This is a genomic window from Paenibacillus sp. NPDC058177, from assembly GCF_042883835.1.
Taxonomy (GTDB): domain Bacteria; phylum Bacillota; class Bacilli; order Paenibacillales; family Paenibacillaceae; genus Paenibacillus_AQ; species Paenibacillus_AQ agri.
Map to the genome: position 1 here is coordinate 151,328 of NZ_JBHVVB010000002.1, position 23,831 is coordinate 175,158.

A 23,831-nucleotide genomic window follows, 5' to 3' on the forward strand; every position below is an offset into this window, starting at 1 on the left:
ACCCGTTATTCTGCTTATTCATACAATGCTTCCCGCAAGCGGGTAGACATCGTGGATGACTGGCCTGTTTTCAAAATCACCCGTCTCAATGCCTTGTTACTGCGATTACTCTCGGCCAGATCACCTAGCATCTCTTCCAAAAGACGCTTAGCCGCCTCGGATAAATCCCCGCTCGCTTCGAGTGCCGCTATCCGTTCCTTGTAGTCATCGTATTGCTCAGCCATGCCATTCCCTCCCTTCTACACACGCTAGGAACCGTGCCTGATATACGAACTCATGTTTCACTGCAATAGAATTAATTATAGCATATCCTGTCAGAATGATCTTTACGACAACCTGAGCGCAAGAAGACTGTAGAACGCATTATTGACACTGGCTTCTCCGGGGCTGAATATGATACTCTGTTAAGGTCGCAATTTTCGGGATCATAATCAAGCGGGTACCAACGAAAGGATAGATGGACGTGGCACAGTTGTTTTTTAGATACGGGGCAATGAACAGTGGAAAATCCATAGAGATATTGAAAGTCGCACATAACTACGAGGAGCAGGGAAAATCGGTGCTGATGTTTACGCCCTCCATTGATGACCGGGACGAAGTGGGCTATATCACCTCACGCATCGGACTTCGTAAACAAGCCATTCCGATTGATGATAACACCGATATCTTCGGGATTGTCAGCAGAAATCTGCCCAAGCCCCACTGTGTATTGATTGACGAATGCCAGTTTTTGAATAAGGACAGCATTTTGCAGCTTGTGCGGATTGTCGATGAGCTGGATATTCCGGTGATGGCGTTCGGGCTCAAAAATGATTTTCAGAACAACCTCTTCGAAGGTAGTAAATATATGCTGATCTATGCGGACAAAATCGAGGAGATGAAGACGATCTGCTGGTTCTGTGAACGCAAAGCAACCATGGCCCTCCGCGTAGAGAACGGTAAACCCGTCTACAGCGGCAAGCAGATTCTGATCGGCGGCAATGAAGCATACTATCCCGTGTGCCGCAGATGCCACAAGAATCCCCCTTTGTAACGATAAAAGCATTCCGAACCGGTTCATCGGTTGGAATGCTTTTTTTTATCAAAGTCAGCGTATGCCCTGCAGTGCCCTGTGCTCATCTTCCTTCCGGACATACAGCTCATATTTAGGATTGGGTCGTCCTCCGGCCCTAGTGCGCTGGTTCAAGCCTGCGCTTCCCCCATCAATTTTGGAACGATGCGGTATACCTTCAGCAAGCAGATGATTCTTAACCTTGAGATATTGCATTTGATCGAATGTGGAATACAGCAAAAAGCGTTCCCTTGGAATAAAGAAATCCAGTATGCTACGCAACAAACTCAATGTTAACCCTCCTCGTCTCTATCAAATACATTTTAAGAATTTTTTGCCGGAAAGTGTCATTTATCGTTGTTGTATTTTAGCATATTCTGTATACTGTTTGGTAGATTAAGGATTTATTAGTCTGATTACCGGGAGTGTCAGCATGTTGGATTTTGTGCTATTCATGATTTTTTCTGTTATAGAGAGTTCTACATTATTCTATTTCGCATTTAAGGTTTTTAAAATTGATTTGTATGTAAAAGAAATTATATTCGCAGGCTTTATCATGGCCTTTTTCTCTTATACTATTCGAATTGTATATGGTTTGGCTGAAATTGATATTTTAGTACAATACTTATTAGTTTTTTGCTTTTTGTGGCAATTATTTCGTATTCATATCTTCTATGCCGCAATCATGACGGGTATGGCCTATCAAACCTATATGCTTATTCAATCCCTTGTTTATTTAGTCCTGAATAGAACATTCATTTCTACACTTCTTATTCCTACCAATTCCTTAGGAATATATTTCCTACAATGTTTATCCGCTCTTTTAGTTTTTTCTATAGCTTTTTATATAGGTAAGAGAAGAAAAGGTTTTGATTTTGTTCCTGATAAACCCGATGGAAAAATAAATATAAGTCACAGTGAAAAGATACTGTTTGCTTTGTCGTTCCCCTCTATTACTGTAGTCGTACTAATGCTTTACCTTTTCAATAGTTCATCTCCATACTTTCGTTTGATGCCGCTGTTCTATGCAATCATTCTATACGGTTATTTATATCTCTCAAGAAAAAAGAATTTTGGAGATACGATATGAATAAGTTAGCGTACAAAATTGCCAGCTTGATAAAACATACCAATCCAGAAGAAACATCCTCTATTGAAGTCATGCAATATGCTTTAAATATTATTTTGAATACTATGGTGATTTTTCTCGGTACTTTGATGCTGGGCTGGCTACTGGGTAACTTAAATGAATCCATAATCTTTATACTATGCTTTTCTTCATTACGATTTCTCTCTGGCGGGTTTCATCTTAAAACAGCAACAGCCTGCAATATTGTCACGATTTTACTATGTACCCTAACTCCGTATTTGATCACCCTTGAAAGCAACCTAGTTTGGATCATCAACAGCGTAAGCTTGCTAATCATGTTTTTGTTCGCACCAAACCCGGACAAAAATGCCCAAATACAGCCTCAGTGGTATCCCATGCTAAAAAAATTCTCAATAATTCTGGTTTCTCTGAACTTCTTCATTGGCTCTGCTGTTATCGGACTTGCTTTCTTAGCCCAGTCCTTAACAATAATACCTTGGAAAAGGAGGATAAAATCATGAAGAAAACTGCAGCTAAACTCGCCTCTTCAACGCTTTCCGGATCTGCCCGTTTTTTTGCATCCGTCTTGAAGATTGGACTACACAGTCCAGAAGCTCCAAAAGAACTGCGGAAGTAGTCGAACAAGGACGGGGAAAACATGCGTGTCTTGCTAAATGACGGTTCCTCCCAGGAGATTCTGGAGGAAGAAATATTGTATTTCTCCAATTACAAAAATACGATATTCGTCCATACGAAAGAAGGCGAATTTGTTCTCCCCACCACACTTTCCGATCTTTTCGCCGCTTATGGTAGCAAGGGCTTTGAACGTCTGGACCGCAGCAACGTCGTGAACATCAACAATATTGACGGTTATGATTCCGAACGGAAGATCGTTTTTTTCAATCAAGGGGAGTATTTCACTAACGTCTCGGAATCAAACGAAGCCCGAATCAAAAAGTATCTGTATGACCGCAACAAAACTCGGGATTAAAAAACAAGAACGGCGATACTGTCCTCATGGAGGATAGGTCGCCGTTTTTCATTTCTCATAATACATATTTTACACAAAAAGTTAATTATCGCTTAAAGTCTATAATAAGTAAAGATAAATTCGCAGCGCGAATGGCAGGAGACGGATTCAATGGCAAATGGTACCATTTATATTAGGGTCCTGATCCTATTCTTACTACTCTTTGGAGGAATCCTATGGATTATCATTTTCATCCCATTCCGCGCCCTTCATCACTCGATATGCTATCCGACGAACAATTGATAGATATTTATGAATTGGCCATCGAAGCCAAGGCCTCTCCAGAATTTATCGATATTATTGAAAATGTCCTGAGCCGCAGAAACCTTCTCTATGCGTGTAAACACAAATTATAAGGTACCTGAAGTCTAGAAGCAGAATATTCCCTTCACCAGTCCTTCACCAGTCGTTTTAACAGTGAAAAAGAGGGAATACTCCCAACTAACAACATTTTTGTACCTTATTTTCCTCCAATATAGTCAAATGAGGGAAATAAGGTCATTTTTGTATCTTATTTTCAGGAAAAGCGCGCTGAACGGGGTATTTTGGAAGATTTAAGGTACAATATTGCACTTAATCTCCACTTAACCCTTAGCTTCAGAAGATTTAAGATACGAAAATGCCGTTAATTACACTTTGATACTTAAGTAGCACACGTATGATCTCGGTTCAAGCGTCGTCACTGCTGCCACCGACAGCTATTTAAGAACAACAATTCGTTGTTCAGCAGCCCTGAACATAAAAAACCAGGCACCTCCACTCGGGCGATGCCTGGTTTCTTTTTCAATTCATATTGCTCATTGCAATATTATTCAACAATCTCTGTCTTAAAGACATTGTCTAATTTGACGCCAATTCTTTTCTTCAAAGGGACTTTAACATCACGGCCCAGCTCTTTAAAGAAGGTATCTGCATCACAGTTAACGTTCTTAGCCAACGCAGTCAGCACACCATCTCCAACGATGTTTGTGTTGCTCTCCGCAGGTATGTCTACTTCAATATCATACTTTTTAGTTAGAGTTCTGATATATCTCGTAAAGATCTCCAGCAGTTCCTCGTTGTTAAAGTATTCAATGGCTGCCTTTCCTTTGCTGGTGAATTTCATGGTAATCTTCAATAGCGTATCCCCTTTTCTCTTCCCCATTGGTAATGTATGCTCTGATTCAACTTAAAATAGATGGCTGTAAGAAAGGGCAACAGATTCATTTCTTTCAGTACGATCCTATCTCTAATCATAACACATCAGGACAAGGGATGGTAAAGGGTTCGCTCAGAGAAGATTTTATCCAAATATTACATGAGCTCTGCCCCGTCCAAATTCTTCGGCTTGCTTGCCATTTAGAAAGGAAATTTGAAAACGACCACTAATAAGATTATTATTCCAACAATCAACGATATTAATCCCCGGTTATCTTTTCTTCTTGTATAAAAGTGTGCCCCATTAAAGATCACTGCACCACACATCGTTACCATCGACCATGTACGCATGGCTTGATCAGCGGGATTATAATCATTAATTGATAAATACAGAGCCAGTGCAATGGTGGCTAATGAAAACAGAATACCGAGAATTCTTAAAAGGTACTTCAAACTTCGTCCTCCCTCCATACCATTAGAACTCCCACCTGATTAAAGTATATTGAACTTGGGACTTTATGTAAATCAAATTTCAAAATACGGAGGCTAGGTGATACATTTCTAACGATGTCATTACGGTTCTACGGAGCCTCTTTTCCGCTGTGCATAGACTTTTTTGGCACTGGTCATAATAGGAAAGAAATGTGCACCGGAGAGAGAAGGTTCTGTTCATGCAGAGAAAATCGTCCGCCTTTATGCACCACAAAAATGAGTCTCAAAGCATGCCTGAATATGCGAAAATTCCGATCTATACAGAGATTGATTCCAATACAAAACGGATTCGGCTTGATTTGGGAGAAAGCGATGACGTTGTTATTCGCATGGTTTGTTATGAACATACGGAAAAAGCAGCGGCGGCAATCATCTATGTTGATGGAATGTCAGATTCAGCTATCATTAATCAATATCTAACAGATGTACTAATCGGAAATATGAGAGGCATTAGCTTACGTAATAATGAGACCACTAAGGACCACTACGATGGCCCGGCCTTGTTAGCCAGAGAGCTTCTGATCGGCATAGGTTCGATTCAAACCGTGACAGAATTCGGCTCCTTGTATACAAGTTTGCTGTCTGGTGAGGCCATTATTGTGCTGGATGGCTCTGATTTTGCCTATTGTGCCGATATCCGGCAATGGAAGGGTCGTGAAATCGGGGAGTCCAGCAATCAGACATCGATACGCGGACCGAGAGAAAGCTTCAACGAGACGCTGCGCACCAATACCGCATTGGTAAGAAGAAAAATAAAAGATCCCCGACTTTGGTTGGAGACGTACGCTATCGGATCTGCGACACAAACCGATGTTACGATGATGTACATCAACGGCGTTGCCAAGCCTTCTGTCATTGAAATGACCAGATCACGTTTACAATCCATTGAGATCGACAGCATCCTTGACAGCGGCTATATTGAGGAATTGATAGAGGATGGCAAATACTCACTTTTTCCCACCGTTTATAATACCGAGCTTCCTGATAACGTCGCCGCCCAATTACTGGAAGGGAAAGTCGCGATTCTGGTGGACGGAACCCCCAATGCGCTGCTTGTCCCTACTCAGATGATCACTTTCTTCCAATCCCCGGAGGATTATTACCAGCGATCCGTCTATGCGAGCTTGCTGCGCCTTTTACGCTTCATTGGATTCTTCATTTCCCTGCTATTCCCGTCCCTTTATATTGCCATTACGACGTTTCACCGTGACATGCTTCCGGCTCCCCTACTAATCAGTCTGGCTGCGCAGCGTGAGGGCGTACCTTTTCCCGCGTTTGTCGAAGCAACTATTATGGAAGTGACCTTCGAGATATTGCGTGAAGCCGGCCTGCGTATGCCCAAGGCCACCGGACAAGCGGTATCCGTGGTCGGTACACTTGTCATTGGTCAAGCTGCAGTAGAAGCCGGGATTGTGTCCGCCGCAATGGTAATTGTCGTTGCTGTCACAGCGATCTCCACATTCACAATTCCTGCATACAGCATGTCGATTCCTATCCGAATTTTGCGATTTCTTTTCATGATTGTAGCCGCCAGCTTTGGTCTTCTTGGTATATTTATGGCCATCTTCGTATTATTGCTCCATCTTTGTGCGCTTCGTTCCTTTGGAGAGCCCTACCTGTCGCCCATTTCCCCCTACCGGGAAGTAGAAATGCAGGACTCCCTGCTGCGGATGCCAAGGTGGCTAATGTTCAGACGTTCTGAAACTACGGTGGGAAGAGGCAAGGAAAGGTTACGTAAACATGGATAAATGTAAAGTCACCATTATAAAATTAATGATCGTTATGCTCTGTTTCCTCTCGTTGACCGGCTGCTGGAGCAGACGCGAGTTGAACGAACTTCTGATTGTGCTGGGAATCGGGTTTGACTGGGTAGATGATGAATTTCTTGTCTCCTTCCAGGTGGTCAACCCAAGTGAAATATCTGCGCAAAAAAGAGGTGGAGATCGTCCGCCAACCACCTTGTTTCAAGGCAGGGGTAAAACATTGCTAGAAGCCGCCCGTTTCTTGACGGCAGAGGCGCCACGTAAAGTGTATATGGGACATCTGCAATTCTATGTCATCGGTGAGGAACTTGCGAAAAGAGGGATCAGCGATTTCGTAGATAATGCGCTTCGTGACAATGAACATCGCATGGATTTCAATGTGGTAGTTGCCCGTGAAACAAAGGCGGAGAATATTCTGAAGCTATATACCCCGCTTGAGAAACTTCCTACCTACAGCATGCTTCATTCTCTAGAGACATCGGAGAAAAATTGGGCACCTACAGTATCTGTTACGATGGATGACGTGATGAAGAAATTATCCAGTAACGGTGTTGATTTGACTTTGACCGGAATCAAGCTGATCGGCAATCTGCAACAGGCCGAAGCAAAAAGCAACCTTGAAACATTTCTCCCACACAGTCGTTTTCGGTACAACGGTATCGCAGCATTCAAAGGGGATAAGTTGATCGGATGGTTGAACCAGCAGGAGAGCAAGGGCTATACCGACATTACCAATAAATTGGAGAGCACCTCTATTGAAATTCCATGTGGCCCAACTTTCTACACAGGAATTGAAGTCACCTCCTCCAAATCGAAAGTAGAGTCCAAAATTATCGACGGAATACCGGAGATGACGATATCTATACGATCCGAAGGAAGTATCAATCAAAAATCATGTCGTGATATTAATTTGATGGACCCTGATACTATTACCCAATTGCAGAATCAGGCTGTTGAAATCATCCGCAGCAATGCCGAAGCGGCAGTCCATCGTTCCAAGAAAATGAAATCCGATTTTCTGGGCTTCGGAGAAGTCATTGCCAAGAGCCATCCCCACTACTGGGATACCATCAAAGAAAGCTGGATTGAAGATTTCTTATCTAAGACCAAAGTCCGTTACAAAATCGAAATGTTAATACGCAAAACCGGAACAACCGGCAATACGACCCTGGAATCATGAGTAAGGGAGGGAGACTATGGCTTCAGTCATTGGGGTGCTAGCATTGGCTGTGGTGGCCCTTGGACTGGAAATACCGGGACTACTGCATAGAAAACGGAAGTGGGAGCTTGTCGTATTTCTTGTACTGCTGTTTACAGGAACGGCAATATATATAGCTCTGGTATTGGACGCCCCGCTCCCCAATCTACTTCAGCTTGTGAAAATCAACTTCTCGTAGCTATTCCAGCGCTGTACGGGAGAAAGGAAACACATGCAGACAAACGCCATGGAAAAAATATCAGCGCGTCAGTTCACCATTCTGATCATACTCGGAATTATCGGTGACTCTATTCTAGTTCTGCCGACTATGATTGCCTATTATGCCAAACAAGATTCCTGGATTTCCATGCTGCTCTCCTGCATAATCGGGCTGGGAGTCGGGGTTCTGTTCGCAGGAATTGCTAACCGGCTAAAAGGAAAGAGTCTTATTACTGCTGTTCAGAATAAATTCGGCATTGTTACAGGTAGCATCATTACGCTGCTGATTTTATTCCAATTCTTCATGTGTTCCCTTACGCTCATGAGTGAAATGAGTCAATTCATGACGACACAGATGATGCCCGAAACACCTGTCAGTGCGATACTGCTATTGTTTAGCGCGGTTATTATTATTGCTTACCGATACGGAATAGAGGCTTTTGCCCGGATGGGCGAGCTGCTTTTTCCGGTGTTTCTGATATTGTTTCTATGTCTGGTATTTTTTCTGATGCCACAGATTGAGACCACCAATGCAAAACCGATTCTACCCCATGGAATGGGACCTGTATTGAAAGGGATGTTCCCTGCGTTCACTCAGGCTTTTACGGAAATCGTATTTATTCTGATGCTGACCCAGCATGTACACAGCAATACCAAGCTGACAAAGCCCATCCTGACGGGCTACGCCATTGGCGGACTCATTTTGCTCATCGTGGTCAGTTTATGTGTATTGGTGCTCGGTCCCATGCTCATGGAGACCAAATATTATCCGGCCTTTGTACTGGCACAAAAAATCACCATTGGGAAATTCCTTGAACGCCTTGAAGTGATCCTGACCTTTTTATGGATTATTACCGTGTTCTTCAAGTCCACTATGATCTTCTTTGCCCTAACGAACGGACTGGCCCAATTGCTGCGCCTGAAGGAGAGCCGGATGCTCACCATCCCGCTTAGTATGATTATCATTGTGTGCACGATCTCCAGCACGCCCAACATCACCGTCTACAACCAGATTCTGCTCTTTTACTATCCCTGGTTCGATCTCATCTTCTGCCTCGGTTTACCGCTGTTATTCTTTGTGATTCTACTTGTCCCAGGGAAACGGAAGAAAGGTTCACCTAAAGAAAGCGAGCCCAATGATAAGGATAGAAATACAGCATAAGTAGTTCTGTTTTTGAACTCTCCCCACTAACCCGGTATAATTTGGTAGAGGCAGTCTTTGGAGCTGCACGAAAAAGTAAAAGGAGCTGTGTTATTCGTGTCGATAAAATCAGTACAAATACAGCGTAATGAAACCAAACTTGTGGGATATGCCGCAACAGCGTCGTTGAATCAAGACCTGGAAAATGAAGTTGTCGTAAAGTTACGCGAAGCACTGATAGCCAGACGTCATGAAATCGCCAACCAATTAGACGATACTGGCATCTATCTGGTCCAAGTGTATCCAGATGTCGAATGGACACCGGATGTCCCTTTTGAAAGTATTGTTGCGGTAGCAGTTAGTGAATTCAGTACGTTGAACGATGGATTCATTAGCCATACCTTACCGGCTGGAACCTACGCGAAGATCACCCATACAGGCCCCGAATCGCAAATCGGCGAAACGTATGATGCCATCCGTGAAGCGGATATCGCTGGTGACCGAATGTTTGATTTTGAATACTGGGCGGATATGAGTTCTCCGGAACAAGAAGAGAGTGTTATTGAGATTTATTTGCCTTTGGGGGATTGATTTTCCTCGCTCTGCTGCAGTATAACACGCTACTGCTTCACCGGCTGACAGATGAGGATTGGGAGAAGTAAGCTATTAATTCCAAGCGCGATCTGGTGCGAAGCATGATGATTGTTCGTAGCTTCGCGCTTTCATTTCAATTCCCCTCGCAAAACTTTGAATTGCTTGGAACAACCTTTCGTGCGTTTCCTGAAAGGCTTGAATATTCTGCTTGCTCATGCTTGCATTCTCCAAATCATGAATTCTATGGGATCATGCATGAAGCCAAATAACCAATAGCAGTCTGCAGTACGTTGCAAAATTCACTCCTGATTGTATGGTGCTCGGCTCACCAATTGTTTAACCTTACTCAATAATAAATCATCCTCTTATATGTATTTGGACAATATAAAAAGGACAAGTGACAAATAACTGCACTCATCCCCTTATGTCGCTTCCGTCATATAAAGGTCGCCTATCACCTCATACGCTGTTTCATTATTCAGTTTACTTGCTATAGCACAAGCTGCTGAGGTAATCTCCTGTATTATTAATGTCAACAAGATTCAGACAACAAAGAAGGCATAAAACACCATATAAAAAGTTGCCAAAACTCAGATTTCTAAAAATTAATATCTTATTCTTGTCTAGCTCTAAATCTTTGACCAATTTCTCCGTTAGCGCAACCACTCAAATAATAAATATTGTCCTTATTTATTAGGCTTGAGCAAGTCGTATTCAGTTTTTCTTTTTTACCATTATTGTCTGATCTACTGTCATACGTATATACAATTTGATTGTCTCTATACACAAGGCTATGAAAGATTGGGTCTCCTTCATCTGTATACTTCGCCAATTTAACTTCTGTTTCTACCTTATTATTGAAATCTTTTACAAAGTCATCAAGGTATTCACTATTAAAAATTTCTGAATTTACATAAACTACGTATCCCTTTTTTATTGCATCTTTTGAATTCATTGAATTTGAACAACCAACTACGAAAATTAAAGTTAAGAATAGTAATATAAGAGATTTTAGTATTTTCACATACTCACCCCCTACTAAATTATATATTAAACAAAAAAAAATTATGACAGAGCACAAATAACGTGCTCTATCATAGATTATTATCATTACCCAGTTAATGATAGATGTTTATCATCTCGATTCGCTTTTTTGGAAACCTAATTGGGTGGGTGTACCAAAAGATTAACAAAGAATAGTGCAAAATAATTTGGTTAAGAGGCAAACATGGATTATTGACGGGAATTATAGCGGAACAATGTAGATAAAACTTAATGCAGCTGATACAATTATCTTTCTTGATCTTCCAAGAACAATATGCGTCTTTCGTATTTTTAAAAGAATCATTAAATATCGAAATAAAAGAAGACCAGATATGGGAGCAGGTTGCGAAGAACGATTTTCTATTGAGTTTTTAAAATGGATATGGGAATACCCGAAGACTAAAAAACCAGGAAATTTTAATAAGTTTAGAAGATTTGGCTAAAGAAAAGGTAGTCATTATCTTAAAATCCCCAAAAGAAGTTAAACAATTTCTTGAGAAACAAAATAACATGAAATTGTCCACTTGAAAATCGAAGACCGGCATAACAAAAAACCGCCCTTCATTGGATTTTTTACGAACCCAATAAACAGCGGTGATTTATAGCCTTTTATAAAAACATTTATCGGTTTAGAACACAACATCTCGGATATTTATCGGTATCTTTGCATTACCAAAAACACCGACATATTCTCCACAATCCCTTGCTACGCAAAGATTCTAACCCTCTCAAGAAACCTTATGCTCAATCCGCAGCTTATCAGCCACCATCGCAATGAACTCCGAGTTAGTAGGCTTGGATTTGGAGATATTAATGGTATAGCCAAACAGGTGGCTGATGCTGTCAATGTTACCACGGGTCCAGGCCACTTCGATGGCGTGGCGGATGGCGCGTTCAACGCGGGAAGGTGTGGTTTTGAACTTTTCAGCGATGGCCGGATAGAGCGTTTTGGTGATGGCACCCAGGATTTCGATGTTGTTGTACACCATGGTGATCGCCTCACGCAGGTACTGATATCCCTTGATATGGGCTGGTACGCCGATCTCATGGATGATGGAGGTGATGTTGGCATCCAGGTTCTTACCTTTGGATAATGGCACCACATTAGATCTTGAAGCCGTGAAGCCCGACATACCGGAAGAAGAGGAAGAGGTAATATTAGATTGGACTCCCACCAACTGACGCACCCGGTTCGCAAGAACTTCCATATCGAACGGTTTCAAAATATAATAAGATGCCCCCAGTTGCACAGCTCTTTGAGTAATGTTCTCCTGCCCGAAAGCTGTCAGCATAATGATCTTGGGCTGCGGATTCAGGTCCATTTCGCGTAGACGCTCAAGCACACCCAGTCCGTCCAAATGAGGCATAATAATATCAAGAATAAGGACATCGGGAACTTTACGTGTTTCGCTAAGCATATGCAGCACTTCTTCCCCATTGTACGCGATGCCCGTTACAGTCATGTCTTCCTGTTCTGTAATGTATTCGGCTAGCAAGTTCGTAAATTCCCGGTTATCATCGGCCAACAATATTTCAATATTCTGCACTGGCTGCTTCCTCCTTATTTATACCTGCTATTCGAAAATAACAATTTTGTCTTCTCTCCCTTACGTTTTCGACATCTGGATTGAATTTCCTTCTGTCGAAAATTATTTTTCTTTATTTTTTTTCGGGGTTAGATTATAATTAAATATTTTATTGCAAGGTTCGATGTAGTTCGGTCAGCTTCGACAAAAAATCTTAAGGCTAGATGGCCTTAAGATATTGTGGGAAGCTATTTTGTTGACTGGCTACTCCGGAGTCCCTAAGCATCCATTCGATAAAGCAGCCGTAGCCGGATTTAGGGTCGTTCACGAATACATGGGTGACTGCACCGATCAGACGGCCATCCTGCACAATAGGGCTACCACTCATTCCTTGTACAATCCCGCCGGTCTTGTCGAGCAGACGAGGATCGGTGATCCGCAGAATCAAACCTTTCGTGGCTGGAACCTGCTGTTTAGCTACATGAATGATCTCCACATCGAAACGCTCCACCTGCTGGCCGTCTACAACGGTCAGGATCTGCGCCGGTCCTTCTTTCACATCATTGCTCAGTGCAATCGGAATCGGCTCTTTGTAGAGGCTGTGTTCCGGGTTACGATCCATTTTGCCGAAGATGCCAAAATCCGTATTGCTCTCCACGTTTCCGAGAACCTGGCTTTCCTTGAGAAAATGAGCTCTTTTCTCACCGGGATCGCCGTCCTGGCTCTTGGAAATCGAGGTTACACTGGACTGCACAATATGGCCGCTGCCGACAACAATGGGTGTCCCTGTGTTCATGTCGGTGATGACATGCCCGAGTGCACCATACACTCCTTGCTTGGGAGCATAAAAGGTCAGGGTACCTACCCCTGCTGCTGAATCCCGGATGTAAAGTCCAAGGCGCCACACCTTGTCATTACGGTCGTAGGCGGGTTTGAGCTTGGCGGTATGCTCTTTGCCGCCTCGTTTAAACACAATATTGAGGAATTCGCCTGCTTTACCGGCACGCTCCACAAGCTTGGCTACCTTGGACACTTCATCCAGCTTCACACCGTCAATCGAGGTCATCAGATCTCCGGGCAGCAGCCCGCTGTTCTCACCAGGTGAAATCTTGGAGGCCTGTGCAGTCTGGACCATGTGATGCCCGACAACCAGCACGCCTGCAGATTTGACCTTCACACCAATCGTCTGTCCCCCCGGAATAACCTTTAGCTCCGGATCAATTCCCTTCTGCACCATTTTGGCCTGGTTAGGCTCACGCTCTGGTGAAGAGGCAAAGCTTGTGACGGGTCCCGTTATGCCTGATAAACTGAGAAAGAAGGCAAGTAAAAGGCCGGGCATTAACTTCCTGAGGTTCGGCTTCAATGGCTGTCACGCTCCCTTTTGCTTCTTTCGCTTGACGAAAAAGGTGGTCGCCAATTGCGTACCTATAAGATAACCTTGCCCCCAGGCTTTTATTACTGTCAATCATTGTCCCGCTTACCCTGCGCAGCCTTGCTGGCCCCCGCCAGATTAAGCATTTCCTGCGCATGATGCAGTGTCTTTTCGGTAATTTCCACGCCACCCAACATCCGGGCTAGCTCCTTTACCCGTCCATCCTCGGTCAGGGCTTCTACCTCGGTCATGGTCCGCTCATCCTCCACCTTTTTACGGATCAGGTACTGATGATCGGCCATGCAAGCAACCTGTGGTAAGTGAGTAATGGAGAACACCTGGCAGGAAGAAGACAGCTTAAACAGCTTATCTGCTATGGACTGTGCTGCACGGCCGCTTACACCGGTATCCACCTCGTCAAAGATCAGTACAGGAATGGCGTCGGTCCGGGCAAAAATACTCTTCATCGCCAGCATAATCCGCGACAGCTCACCGCCAGAGGCGATTTTGCCGAGTGGGCGCAGTGGCTCCCCGGGGTTTGGGGAGATCATGAACTCCGCACTGTCGATCCCTTGTCTCGTTAAGCGAATACGCTGGCCTTGATATTCAATACCCCGTGGGTCCTCGAGCGTCTCCAATCTGACTTTGAGTGAGGTCCGCTCCATCTGCAGATCCTTCAATTCGCCTTCCACCTGGGTTGCCAGATCGTCCGCACAGATCCGTCTTGCCTCGGTTAGCTCAACAGCTGCATCCATTAAAACTGCAAGCAGCTCATCTCGCTTCGCAGTCAATTTCTCAAGATACTCGTCCTTATTCTCCAATAAATCGGTTTCCCGATGAATTTGTTCATAATAAGCCAGAATCTGCTCTACACTGTCCCCATACTTGCGGCGCAAGCCGGTAATCAGGTCCAACCGGTTCTCGATATCCTCCAGCCGCTGTGGGTTGAATTCGATATCTTCACGGTAGTCGCGAAGCTGAAAGGCCGCATCCTCCAATTGATAATAGGAAGACTGCAGCTGCTCCAGAATGCTCTTCAAGCCTTTTTCATCATAACGAACGGCATCTTCCAGCCTTGAAATGACTTTTCCAATCGATTCCAGTCCCTGACGATCATACAGCAGTTCGTATGCACCTGATACGGAATCCATCATTTTCTCACTGTGGGATAGTTTGACCCTTTCTTCGGAAAGTAATTCATCTTCTCCCGGTTTTAAGGCCGCCGAAGAAATCTCCTCCAGTTGAAAACGATACAAGTCCAGCATCTGGTATGCCTTTTGACTGGATTCCTGTAGTTCCCGTAGTTCTCTTTCCACCTTAGCAAAAGCGGTATACCGCTCCTGATACACCGCTTTAAGCGGCCCAATAATCGCATCGCCGTAAGTATCCAGCAATCCGAGATGGCGTTCCGCCTTCAGCAGATTCTGATGCTCGTGCTGGCCGTGGATGTTGACCAATTGTTCCCCTATTTCCCGCAGCATGCTGAGGTTGACCATCTGTCCGTTCACACGTGATGTACTCTTGCCCTGCAAGGTGATCTCACGCCGGATGATGAGGTGCTCCTCCTTCTGTGCCCCGATGCCCAGTCTGTCCAGCGTTTCCCACACCGGATGACTGCTGGGCAGACTGAACAAGGCTTCCATCTCTGCCTTCTCACAGCCGTAACGAATGGAATCACCGGACCCGCGTCCGCCGGCAATCAGACCCAGCGCATCAATAATAATGGATTTACCTGCACCGGTCTCACCGGTAAGCACATGAAATCCAGGGAAAAAATGAACATCCACCGCCTCCACGACGGCCAAATTGCGGATTGATAACGTTTCTAACACGAAAAGAAACACCTCCGAAAAGTCATGCCATTGGCTGTTGATTAATGCTTTACGATTACGAAATATAACCCATAATCTGCGAAATCACCGTTTTGCTGTCTTCGGGCTGGCGGCAAATAATGAGGATGGTGTCATCCCCGGAAATGGTTCCCATAATCTGCGGCCAATCAATATTGTCGATCAAAGCGGCGACGGAATTTGCCGTACCGGGCAAACACTTCATTACAACCAAATTACCGGAAAAATCAATCTGTACGAAGTTGTCCACCAGCACGCGCTTGAGCTTCTGAACCGGATTATAACGCTGGTCCGTTGGAAGTGAATATTTATATCTGCCGTCATCCATCGGCACCTTGATCAGCAGGAGCTCCTTGATATCACGAGACACCGTAGCCTGGGTTACCTGAAAACCGGCGTCGCGCAGTGCTTCAACTAGCTCGTCCTGTGTTTCTATTTCCTTTTGCGTAATAATCTCACGAATCTTGATATGTCGTTGTCCCTTCATTGTTGCCTCCCGTATTTAAAAAATTAAGCTTAATTGGATTCACCATCGTCTTTACCGAGCTCAATCACATGGATTGCCGCAGCCGCCATATTGACATACAGCACACCGCTGCATTCGGGGTAGATCAGCAGATAAGGCAGCAAATAATCACGCAGCCCGCTGCCGGTGAAATCCAGCGGCTTGCGGGGGCGGGCAAGAATCACCATATAGAAGGACCCGTCCTCTTTAGCAGCAACATAATCGATAAATATCCTGCTGTACATCGCCGCTCCATTGACCCGGAATGACAGAGGAATCTTCAATTTGCCGCCAATCACCTCGTACCCAGCCTCTTCCAGATAATCGATGGCCGGGTGCGGGAGAATATCCTTATTTATCGGAATCTTATCTTTTATTAATGAACGCGGAGAGCCCTCCAGCCATACATACAATCTGTATAACAAGCCAATGGCAACCGCGATCCCAATCACCGTCATGACGATCTTGTCAGAGCTACCTGCCATATCCATCACCTCGGAGATTTATTCGCGCGTCCCCCTGCAAAATCCTCCCCAATGACAAAAGAAACTCACCGTCGTGAGTTTCCATGAGTTGTATTGACACTAAATGTGGCGTTAGCCTCCTTGATGACCTTATCGGCCAGCACAGCAAAGCTGACGTCAGCAGACGAAGCTTCCACACTAGCAGATGGTTCTCCGGCTTCCACTGCCGCAGTCTCGCTAACCGGCTCAAGCCGCCAGTGAGCCAGGAACTCCACATTGCCCTCACCGCCAGTAATCGGCGAGAAAGTCAGGTTCTGAAGACTATAGCCCAGTCCGGCTGCCATTGAAAGCACATTGACCAGCACTTCCTTATGTACAGCAGGCTCACGAACTACGCCCGACTTCCCTACCTTCTCCCGCCCTGCTTCAAACTGCGGCTTGATCAACGCGGCAATATCTGCCGGACGATTCAACAGCGCCATCAGCGGCGGGAGAATGATTTTGAGGGAAATGAATGATACATCGATGCTGGCAAAATCGGGCACTGGCCCCTTAAGGTCCGGGGGCGTCATATAACGGAAGTTGGTCCGCTCCATAACACTCACCCGTTCATCGTTGCGCAGCGACCAGTCCAACTGGTTGTAGCCGACATCAATGGCATAGACATGACTGGCACCATTCTGCAACGCACAGTCCGTAAACCCTCCGGTGGAAGAACCAATATCCAGCATATTCCGTCCGGTAAGATCAATCCCAAAGGTACGGAGTGCTTTCTCCAGCTTCAACCCACCTCTGCTAACATAAGGATGGACAGCCCCTTTGACCTTCAGCACGGATTCGCGCGGCACCTTCATGCCCGGCTTCTCGATCCGCTCTTCATCCGCGAGAATTAGGCCAGCCATAATGGCGGCCTTGGCTTTTTCACGACTTTCAAAATACCCCTGCTCCACGAGCAGTACATCTATCCGTTCTTTACGGTGTTCCATGGTCATCTCCCATTGTACAAAGGATGCAATTGCAGCTTCCGGTCTTCTCAGGAAGACGAAGTGTTCTTGTAAGAAAAGGCGCGCAGAGCGATCATCGACTTGATACGTTTGCACAGTGCTTCAACGGTAAGTCCCGCAACCTGGCGCTGATCTTTGATCGAACCATGCTCCACGAAAATGTCCGGCACACCCATTGGATGAACTCTGACATCGTATAGTTCATGCTCCGCGTAGAATTCCAGCACAGCGCTGCCCAAGCTGCCGGCTTGACTTGCTTCTTCCAGTACGACCATGCTTGTTCCGGCATGAGCGAGGTCCAGCAGCATCGAGTTGTCCATCGGTTTCAGGAAACGTGCATTGACCACGCCAACCTGAATACCTTCACGCTTCAGCAGCTCTGCTGCTTCCTCTGCAAGCTGGATCATTGGTCCACAGGCTACAACCGCGTATTCATCTCCCGGACGCACCCGTTCCCAGGTACCAATCGGTATGGTGTGCAGCTCTTCATCAAGAGAAACACCCGTGCCATTGATCCGTGGATAACGATAAGCAATCGGGCCGTCATTATACTCTATCGCCGTCTTCATCATATGGCGCAGCTCATTCTCATCCTTAGGCATCATCAGTACGATGTTCGGAATATGACGCATAAAGGCAATATCATATACCCCTTGATGTGTCTCCCCATCGGCGCCGACAAAACCGGCCCGGTCGATCGCGAACATGACATTTGCATTATGACGGCAAATATCATGCACAATCTGGTCATAGGCCCGTTGCATAAAGGTGGAATAGACCGCGAATACCGGCTTCATACCCTCCATCGCCAATGCAGCACAAAGAGTAGCAGCATGCTGTTCAGCAATGCCGACATCAATCATCCGGTCCGGGAATTCCTTGGCAAACGGGAACAGACCAGATCCGCCTGGCATTGCAGGCGTAACGGCAACCAGACGCTTATCTTCACGGCCCAGCTCGATCAGCGTTTTGCCAAATACTTCGGTGTACATCGGATTGCCGACCGCTTTAAGCACCTGGCCGGATTCGATCTTATAAGGAGAAATCCCGTGCCATTTATAAGAGTCGGCTTCCGCTGGCTTGTAGCCCTTACCCTTCGTAGTAAGCACATGCACAAGCACAGGGCCGTTGACATTATCGGCCTGGTGGAAGGCTTCGATCACTTTCTCCAGATCGTGGCCATCTACAGGTCCAAGATAAGTAAAGCCCAGCTCTTCAAAAAGAACACCAGGAACCATCATATATTTAAGGCTGTCCTTCACCCACTCCGCCGTCTTGGCGAGGCGGTCCCCGATGGCAGGGATTTTCTTGAGCAGTCCTTCAACTTCGTCTTTAGCGCGCAAGTAGTGGCGGTCTGAACGGATCTTGCTCAAATAATTGTGCATCGCTCCGACATTCGGCGCAATGGACATTTCATTGTCGTTCAGAATTACCATTAGTTTACGCTTTTCGTGTCCAATATGATTCAGTGCTTCAAAAGCCATACCGCCTGTCAAAGCTCCGTCGCCGATCACTGCGATCACCTTGTTGTCTTCGCCTTTCAAATCCCGGGCCATCGCCATGCCCATGGCTGCTGACAACGAGGTGCTGCTATGTCCGGCTTCCCAGACATCATGCTCACTCTCAGATCGCTTGACGAATCCGCAGAGCCCCTCGTGCTTGCGCAGCGAATCGAAGCGATCCTTGCGACCAGTCAATATTTTGTGGACATAAGCCTGATGCCCAACGTCGTATATCATTTTGTCCCAGGGACTATCATAGCAGTAATGCAGGGCCAGCGTGAGCTCCACGACTCCCAAGTTAGATGCAAGATGCCCTCCGGTTACAGACAGCTTTTCAATCAGGAAATGACGAATTTCCTCCGCAAGAACACCGAGTTCTTCGATTGATAGCATTTTCAACTGCGCAGGCTCATTTATTTGTGGAAGCAGCACGTGTATTCCCCGCTTTCCTAGTTGTTGTAAAATATATAAATCCCATTATAACACAAACGAAACGGCTGTCGAAGTACAGCCGTTTCCGTATTTGATTCTAATGATCCCGCTTCATGAGATAATCGGCGATCTCCAGCAGCCTGCTGGCGTCGGTGAAACCGCCGCCCAGCACGGCTTTACGGGCTGCCAGCGTCAATCGCTCCACCTCGGATTTCGAAGCCTCAATCCCGATAAAAAAAGGATAAGTGACTTTTTGCTGCTCGATGTCACTGCCTGTTTTTTTGCCGAGCTTGCCTTCGTCGCCGATCAGATCCAGAATATCGTCCTGAACCTGAAAGGCCAGTCCAATATTTGTTCCAAACTCCCGTAGGGCAGCCAACTGCTGCTCATCTGCGCCCGCGATCCGTCCTCCGGCCAAGAGCGAGAAAATAAACAGATCGCCAGTCTTGTGTTCATGGATGTAGCGAAGCTGCTCTAAGTTGGTCAAGCCTTGCTCACCCTCCATGTCGGCCACTTGACCGCCGACCATTCCGCGGGGACCGGCCATTTCAGCCAATTCCTCTACAATGGCAAGCGAGCTCTCCGCCGGAATACCATGGCGCCGCGTAGCTTGTACAATACTGTAGAACGCGTGGGTCAGTAGTGCGTCTCCGGCCAAAATGGCTGTCGCTTCGCCGAACACCTTGTGATTCGTCAACTTGCTGCGCCGGTAATCATCATTGTCCATGGCTGGCAGGTCGTCATGCACCAGTGAATACGTATGTACCATTTCGATGGCTGCGGCCACAGGCAGCGCTGCAGTTCGAGATCCACCCAGTGCTTCACAAGCCGCGACGACAAGCAGTGGCCGCAGGCGTTTGCCCCCGGCCATCAGCGAATACTGCATCGCCTTATGCAAGTTATCGGGGACAAACCATGCTTCTGGGATGGTGGTCTCCAATTCTGTAGTGACCAGATCATTAATTATCGCAATGTAGGACTCAATGGGTTCCCGCAGGGGCTCCCCGGCGTTCCCTTCAGGACTGCTGTCAAAAGGACTCATCGCCGACCCCTTCCAGACCGCCAAACGGCTTCTTGCGCAGTTCGCCGTCTTCTTCTACTATCATCTCAATCTTGCGTTCTACCTGCTCAAGCTTGTTACCGCACAGCTGGGACAGCTTCATCCCCTGCTGAAATAAATCGATGGCCTTTTCCAGGGGGACATCGCCGTGCTCAAGCTCCCGCACGATTTCCTCCAGACGGTCCATCGCTCCTTCAAAATCCAGTTCCGCTTCCTTTGTCATCGTCTTTGCCATCCTCCTTCATTCCCCATACCTGGCAATTCAGTTCACCATCATTCAGCTTGACCACCACAAGGTCACCGAGCGCTACATCGTTAAGCGACTTGACCAAGTGCTGTTGTCCTTCATCGTAGACGAGGCTGTAGCCTCTCGACATGACTTTGAGCGGGCTTAGCGCGTCGAGGTGGCGCATCTCCGCCACAAAGCTCGAGCGCTTGTCCCGCAGCCGTGCCCCTATGGCGCCGATCAGTTCGCGGCGCAAGCCTTCGGCGCGCTGCCTGGCGGCGACCACGCCATCACGCGGATGGAAGCGCTGCAGGCTGTGCCGCAGCACCGCTTCACGCTCGCGCGCGCGCCGCAGGCGCGCATCCGCCGCGCTGGAAAGGCGCTGGCGCAGCATGTCGAGCTGCTGCGTATGCTGCAGCAGATACCGGCGCGGGTTGACCAGCACCGGCGACCGCTGCAGCGAAGCCAGCCGCTCGCGCCCGCGCTGGGCGCGCCGCTGCAGCCCCTGGCGCAGCCTGCGCTGCTGCTGGCGAAGCTGCGCCGCCAGCTCGGCGGCATGCGGCACCGCCAGTTCCGCCGCCGCTGTAGGCGTCGCCGCCCGGAGATCGGCGGCGAAGTCGGCAATCGTGAAATCGGTCTCGTGGCCAACGGCCGAGATGACCGGAATATCCGATGCCGCAATCGCACGGGCGACGATCTCCTCGTTGAACGCCCAGAGCTCCTCCAGGGAGCCACCACCGCGGCCAACGATCAAGACGTCTGCTTCACCCATAGCGTTCAGTGTCTTGATCGCCTTTACGATGGAAGGCGCAGCGCCTTTGCCCTGCACCGTCACCGGGTACAGCACAACTGCGGCTTGCGGGTATCTCCGCTGAAGCGTGATCATAATGTCCCGCACGGCTGCGCCGGTCGGGGAAGTTACGACCCCGATGCAGCGAGGCAGCCTTGGTAGTGGAGACTTGCGTTCCGCCGCGAACAACCCCTCTTGCTCCAGCTTTGCCTTCAGCTGTTCATAAGCAAGATACAGACTGCCAATGCCATCCGGCTGCATGTGCGTTGCATAGAACTGGTATTGCCCATCCCGCTCATATACAGTCACATTGCCTCTGGCAATAACCCGGGAGCCTTCCTTTGGCACAAAGGGTAAACGCTGATTGTGGGACGCGAACATGATCGCCTTGATACGGCTGCTCTCGTCCTTCAGTGTGAAATACATATGTCCGCTGCCGTGATGTGTAAAGTTGGAGATTTCACCACGTATCCATACATCCGACAGAAGATGATCCGAGTCCAGCTTCATGCGGATGTAACGGTTAAGTTCCTTAATGGAATAGACTTGCCGCTCTGCCGCCATGATTCCTACCTATTCCAGTCCGTGACGGCGTTTCGCTGCAATCAGCGTATTCCCCATCAGCATCGTAATCGTCATAGGGCCCACGCCGCCCGGTACGGGTGTAATATGGCCAGCAACTTCTTTCGCACTTTCATAGTCAACGTCACCGGCAAGTTTGCCAGAGTCCAAACGGTTCATACCGACATCAATGACGATAGCGCCCGGCTTCACAAAGGATGCATCAATGAAATTAGCACGTCCAATCGCGACTACCAAGATATCAGCCTGACGGCTGAGCTCCGCAATGTTAGCTGTACGGGAATGACACATAGTAACCGTAGCATTCTCACGTTGCAACAGCAGGGATACCGGCTTGCCAACAATATTACTGCGACCGATAACCACGGCATGCTTACCGGAAATCTCGGTTCCCGTACGCTTGATCAACTCTATGACACCAGCAGGTGTACATGGAAGAAGGCTATCATCGCCAATAACCAGATTACCCACATTCACCGGATGGAAACCGTCAACATCCTTTTCCACAGCAATCGCATCAATAACGGCTTTTTCTTCGATATGTCCCGGCAATGGCAATTGCACAAGAATTCCGTCAATGTCATCACGTTGATTCAACTGTTCTACCAGTGCCAGCAGATCTTCCTGCGAAGTCGAGGCATCCAGTCTATGTACTTCGGAATGGAAGCCTAAGCTAATGCAGGATTTCTCCTTATTGCGAACATATACTTGCGATGCTGGATCTTCCCCTACAAGCACAACGGCAAGGCCTGGCTTAACCCCGCGTTCCACGAGCCCAGCAACCTCCCGGGCAATGTCGATGCGAATTTCGTCGGATACTTGTTTACCACTGATGATTGCTGCTGTCATGAAAATCTCTCCTCTTTGGTAGGCTTTGATTGATTTTATATTATAAATTGAACCTGTTTTGGGGCTCAAGTCAAAATCAGAGGTCAACATTAAAGTTCTTTCCTGATTCTAAAGATAACTCCTAATTCCAGCTTAATTTATTTAAAAAAAGTTAATAGCTCTACGCAAAACATGGCGTGCTTTCAAAACCTGAGCTTGCAATGCTGAGTTTCGGAACAAAGGCAATATTCCACCTTAAAACTTGGGAATTCCGGTGTGTAATGTACATTAAGAGCAATAACCGTAATTAATCTAAAAGCTTTACTTCTCTAAGACTAAAGTAGAACATTTTAGCATACGATAATGCTCCTAAATCATACATTCACCTGTTTCTTGCTAAATTAGCATCCTCAACGTTAAATCAATTATTGAAGATGATCCGCTTTGAGTGTGTCCAATTCCTGAATCATCTTACCCAGTACCCCGTTGACGAACTTGCCGGAATCCTCGGTACCGAAATGCTTGGCCAGATCAATGGCTTCGTTGACGGAGACCTTGGCAGGAACATCGCTTGCGAATACCATTTCAAAAGTCGCCAGACGCAAAATTTGGCGGTCCACACGCGACAGACGGCTCATTTGCCAGCCCTTCAAGTAATATTCCAGCATGTCATCGATCGCTACCTTGTGCTCCCAAACGCCATTCACATGGTCTACTACATAGTGCTTCAGTTCAATCTCATCGGTAATGACACGTTCCGTCTCATTCTCCTCCGAAGCTTCTTCCAGCAGCATTTCTACCGCCTCAGCACTGTCCACATCATTCATTTCCATTTGGTACAGGCTTTGTACAATAATTTCTCTAGCTAAACGTCTCTTCATGTGTTCCTCCTAAAATCTTGTTTCGCATATCTTTATTTTAAGCCCAAATT

Annotated in this window: 28 protein-coding genes and 1 pseudogene; 11 read left to right on the forward strand and 18 right to left on the reverse strand. The window is 46.7% G+C overall.

The genetic code is table 11. The features are described 5' to 3' along the window. Nucleotides 1-14: 14 nt before the first annotated feature. Nucleotides 15-224, reverse strand: a complete 210-nt coding sequence (locus ACFVU8_RS10720; RefSeq protein WP_379465637.1) for a Ni2+-binding GTPase — start codon at nt 222-224, stop codon at nt 15-17. 239 nt (nt 225-463) lie between these two features. Between ACFVU8_RS10720 and ACFVU8_RS10725 the strand changes: the two genes are divergently transcribed. Then, complete coding sequence (locus ACFVU8_RS10725) at nt 464-1,033, forward strand: thymidine kinase (RefSeq protein ID WP_175373086.1); 570 nt, start codon at nt 464-466, stop codon at nt 1,031-1,033. 54 nt (nt 1,034-1,087) lie between these two features. Here ACFVU8_RS10725 and ACFVU8_RS10730 read toward each other — a convergent pair whose 3' ends face one another. Beyond that, the gene (locus tag ACFVU8_RS10730; RefSeq protein ID WP_379465638.1) at nt 1,088-1,342 is read right to left on the reverse strand and encodes a putative signal transducing protein; all 255 of its coding nucleotides are present in this window, start codon (nt 1,340-1,342) and stop codon (nt 1,088-1,090) included. Nucleotides 1,343-1,484: 142 nt separating this feature from the next. Between ACFVU8_RS10730 and ACFVU8_RS10735 the strand changes: the two genes are divergently transcribed. The 4 genes from ACFVU8_RS10735 to ACFVU8_RS10750 all read left to right on the forward strand — a co-directional run bounded on the left by ACFVU8_RS10735 (nt 1,485) and on the right by ACFVU8_RS10750 (nt 3,527). Further along, a complete protein-coding gene (locus tag ACFVU8_RS10735) occupies nt 1,485-2,141 on the forward strand; it encodes a hypothetical protein (RefSeq protein ID WP_387427340.1) in 657 nt (218 codons plus the stop codon). Further along, on the forward strand, nt 2,138-2,662 hold the full coding sequence (locus tag ACFVU8_RS10740; protein ID WP_387427342.1) for an accessory gene regulator ArgB-like protein: 525 nt from the start codon (nt 2,138-2,140) through the stop codon (nt 2,660-2,662). Before ACFVU8_RS10735 ends, ACFVU8_RS10740 begins: the two co-directional genes overlap by 4 nt. Nucleotides 2,663-2,799: 137 nt before the next feature. Next, nucleotides 2,800-3,132: a LytTR family DNA-binding domain-containing protein gene (locus ACFVU8_RS10745; RefSeq protein ID WP_379465641.1), complete on the forward strand. Its 333-nt coding sequence runs from the start codon at nt 2,800-2,802 to the stop codon at nt 3,130-3,132. 215 nt (nt 3,133-3,347) lie between these two features. Further along, complete coding sequence (locus tag ACFVU8_RS10750) at nt 3,348-3,527, forward strand: sporulation histidine kinase inhibitor Sda (RefSeq protein WP_387427344.1); 180 nt, start codon at nt 3,348-3,350, stop codon at nt 3,525-3,527. Nucleotides 3,528-3,979: 452 nt separating this feature from the next. Here ACFVU8_RS10750 and ACFVU8_RS10755 read toward each other — a convergent pair whose 3' ends face one another. Further along, nucleotides 3,980-4,288, reverse strand: a complete 309-nt coding sequence (locus ACFVU8_RS10755) for a hypothetical protein (protein ID WP_066363626.1) — start codon at nt 4,286-4,288, stop codon at nt 3,980-3,982. 221 nt (nt 4,289-4,509) lie between these two features. Then, nucleotides 4,510-4,761, reverse strand: coding sequence for a hypothetical protein (locus ACFVU8_RS10760; RefSeq protein WP_387427346.1), 252 nt, complete (start codon nt 4,759-4,761; stop codon nt 4,510-4,512). Between the two features lie 218 nt (nt 4,762-4,979). Here ACFVU8_RS10760 and ACFVU8_RS10765 point away from each other — a divergent pair, with 218 nt between their 5' ends. From ACFVU8_RS10765 to ACFVU8_RS10785, 5 genes are all read left to right on the forward strand, one after another. Next, nucleotides 4,980-6,548: a spore germination protein gene (locus tag ACFVU8_RS10765; RefSeq protein ID WP_387427348.1), complete on the forward strand. Its 1,569-nt coding sequence runs from the start codon at nt 4,980-4,982 to the stop codon at nt 6,546-6,548. Then, nucleotides 6,541-7,743: a Ger(x)C family spore germination protein gene (locus ACFVU8_RS10770; protein WP_379465645.1), complete on the forward strand. Its 1,203-nt coding sequence runs from the start codon at nt 6,541-6,543 to the stop codon at nt 7,741-7,743. Before ACFVU8_RS10765 ends, ACFVU8_RS10770 begins: the two co-directional genes overlap by 8 nt. Before the next feature lie 16 nt (nt 7,744-7,759). Then, on the forward strand, nt 7,760-7,960 hold the full coding sequence (locus ACFVU8_RS10775; protein ID WP_175373078.1) for a hypothetical protein: 201 nt from the start codon (nt 7,760-7,762) through the stop codon (nt 7,958-7,960). A 33-nt stretch (nt 7,961-7,993) separates the two neighbouring features. Further along, a complete protein-coding gene (locus ACFVU8_RS10780) occupies nt 7,994-9,142 on the forward strand; it encodes a GerAB/ArcD/ProY family transporter (RefSeq protein ID WP_387427350.1) in 1,149 nt (382 codons plus the stop codon). Nucleotides 9,143-9,238: 96 nt separating this feature from the next. Further along, on the forward strand, nt 9,239-9,712 hold the full coding sequence (locus ACFVU8_RS10785) for a GyrI-like domain-containing protein (RefSeq protein WP_387427351.1): 474 nt from the start codon (nt 9,239-9,241) through the stop codon (nt 9,710-9,712). 75 nt (nt 9,713-9,787) lie between these two features. Here the strand turns inward: ACFVU8_RS10785 and ACFVU8_RS10790 are convergent, their stop codons facing one another. Then, nucleotides 9,788-9,931 carry a hypothetical protein gene (locus ACFVU8_RS10790; protein WP_379465648.1) on the reverse strand — a complete coding sequence of 48 codons (144 nt, stop codon included), beginning with the start codon at nt 9,929-9,931 and terminating at the stop codon, nt 9,788-9,790. Between the two features lie 397 nt (nt 9,932-10,328). Further along, the gene (locus ACFVU8_RS10795; protein ID WP_175373075.1) at nt 10,329-10,739 is read right to left on the reverse strand and encodes a DUF4362 domain-containing protein; all 411 of its coding nucleotides are present in this window, start codon (nt 10,737-10,739) and stop codon (nt 10,329-10,331) included. A gap of 97 nt (nt 10,740-10,836) precedes the next feature. On the opposite strand from ACFVU8_RS10795, the pseudogene ACFVU8_RS10800 reads away from it, so the two are divergent. Next, nucleotides 10,837-11,287: pseudogene (locus ACFVU8_RS10800) on the forward strand (DNA topology modulation protein). 200 nt (nt 11,288-11,487) lie between these two features. Here the strand turns inward: ACFVU8_RS10800 and spo0A are convergent. From spo0A to nusB, 12 genes are all read right to left on the reverse strand, one after another. Continuing rightward, on the reverse strand, nt 11,488-12,306 hold the full coding sequence (spo0A, locus tag ACFVU8_RS10805) for a sporulation transcription factor Spo0A (RefSeq protein WP_175373065.1): 819 nt from the start codon (nt 12,304-12,306) through the stop codon (nt 11,488-11,490). Nucleotides 12,307-12,505: 199 nt separating this feature from the next. Then, complete coding sequence (spoIVB, locus tag ACFVU8_RS10810; protein WP_387427353.1) at nt 12,506-13,648, reverse strand: SpoIVB peptidase; 1,143 nt, start codon at nt 13,646-13,648, stop codon at nt 12,506-12,508. A gap of 98 nt (nt 13,649-13,746) precedes the next feature. Next, nucleotides 13,747-15,489 carry a DNA repair protein RecN gene (recN, locus tag ACFVU8_RS10815; RefSeq protein WP_379465653.1) on the reverse strand — a complete coding sequence of 581 codons (1,743 nt, stop codon included), beginning with the start codon at nt 15,487-15,489 and terminating at the stop codon, nt 13,747-13,749. Between the two features lie 55 nt (nt 15,490-15,544). Then, a complete protein-coding gene (gene ahrC, locus ACFVU8_RS10820; RefSeq protein ID WP_175373063.1) occupies nt 15,545-15,994 on the reverse strand; it encodes a transcriptional regulator AhrC/ArgR in 450 nt (149 codons plus the stop codon). Between the two features lie 29 nt (nt 15,995-16,023). Continuing rightward, nucleotides 16,024-16,497 (reverse strand): hypothetical protein, encoded by a 474-nt coding sequence (locus ACFVU8_RS10825; RefSeq protein WP_175373062.1) that lies wholly within the window; start codon nt 16,495-16,497, stop codon nt 16,024-16,026. Between the two features lie 65 nt (nt 16,498-16,562). Beyond that, nucleotides 16,563-17,462 carry a TlyA family RNA methyltransferase gene (locus ACFVU8_RS10830; RefSeq protein ID WP_387427355.1) on the reverse strand — a complete coding sequence of 300 codons (900 nt, stop codon included), beginning with the start codon at nt 17,460-17,462 and terminating at the stop codon, nt 16,563-16,565. A 47-nt stretch (nt 17,463-17,509) separates the two neighbouring features. Next, on the reverse strand, nt 17,510-19,414 hold the full coding sequence (gene dxs / locus ACFVU8_RS10835) for a 1-deoxy-D-xylulose-5-phosphate synthase (protein WP_379465655.1): 1,905 nt from the start codon (nt 19,412-19,414) through the stop codon (nt 17,510-17,512). A gap of 97 nt (nt 19,415-19,511) precedes the next feature. Beyond that, the gene (locus ACFVU8_RS10840) at nt 19,512-20,456 is read right to left on the reverse strand and encodes a polyprenyl synthetase family protein (protein WP_387427356.1); all 945 of its coding nucleotides are present in this window, start codon (nt 20,454-20,456) and stop codon (nt 19,512-19,514) included. Further along, nucleotides 20,443-20,697 carry an exodeoxyribonuclease VII small subunit gene (gene xseB / locus ACFVU8_RS10845; RefSeq protein WP_066363700.1) on the reverse strand — a complete coding sequence of 85 codons (255 nt, stop codon included), beginning with the start codon at nt 20,695-20,697 and terminating at the stop codon, nt 20,443-20,445. The genes ACFVU8_RS10840 and xseB overlap by 14 nt, the downstream gene beginning before the upstream one ends. After that, nucleotides 20,669-22,054 carry an exodeoxyribonuclease VII large subunit gene (gene xseA / locus ACFVU8_RS10850; RefSeq protein ID WP_387427357.1) on the reverse strand — a complete coding sequence of 462 codons (1,386 nt, stop codon included), beginning with the start codon at nt 22,052-22,054 and terminating at the stop codon, nt 20,669-20,671. Before xseA ends, xseB begins: the two co-directional genes overlap by 29 nt. A gap of 9 nt (nt 22,055-22,063) precedes the next feature. Continuing rightward, a complete protein-coding gene (gene folD, locus ACFVU8_RS10855) occupies nt 22,064-22,921 on the reverse strand; it encodes a bifunctional methylenetetrahydrofolate dehydrogenase/methenyltetrahydrofolate cyclohydrolase FolD (protein ID WP_379465658.1) in 858 nt (285 codons plus the stop codon). A 404-nt stretch (nt 22,922-23,325) separates the two neighbouring features. Further along, nucleotides 23,326-23,781 (reverse strand): transcription antitermination factor NusB, encoded by a 456-nt coding sequence (nusB, locus tag ACFVU8_RS10860; RefSeq protein ID WP_066363708.1) that lies wholly within the window; start codon nt 23,779-23,781, stop codon nt 23,326-23,328. Nucleotides 23,782-23,831: the final 50 nt, after the last annotated feature.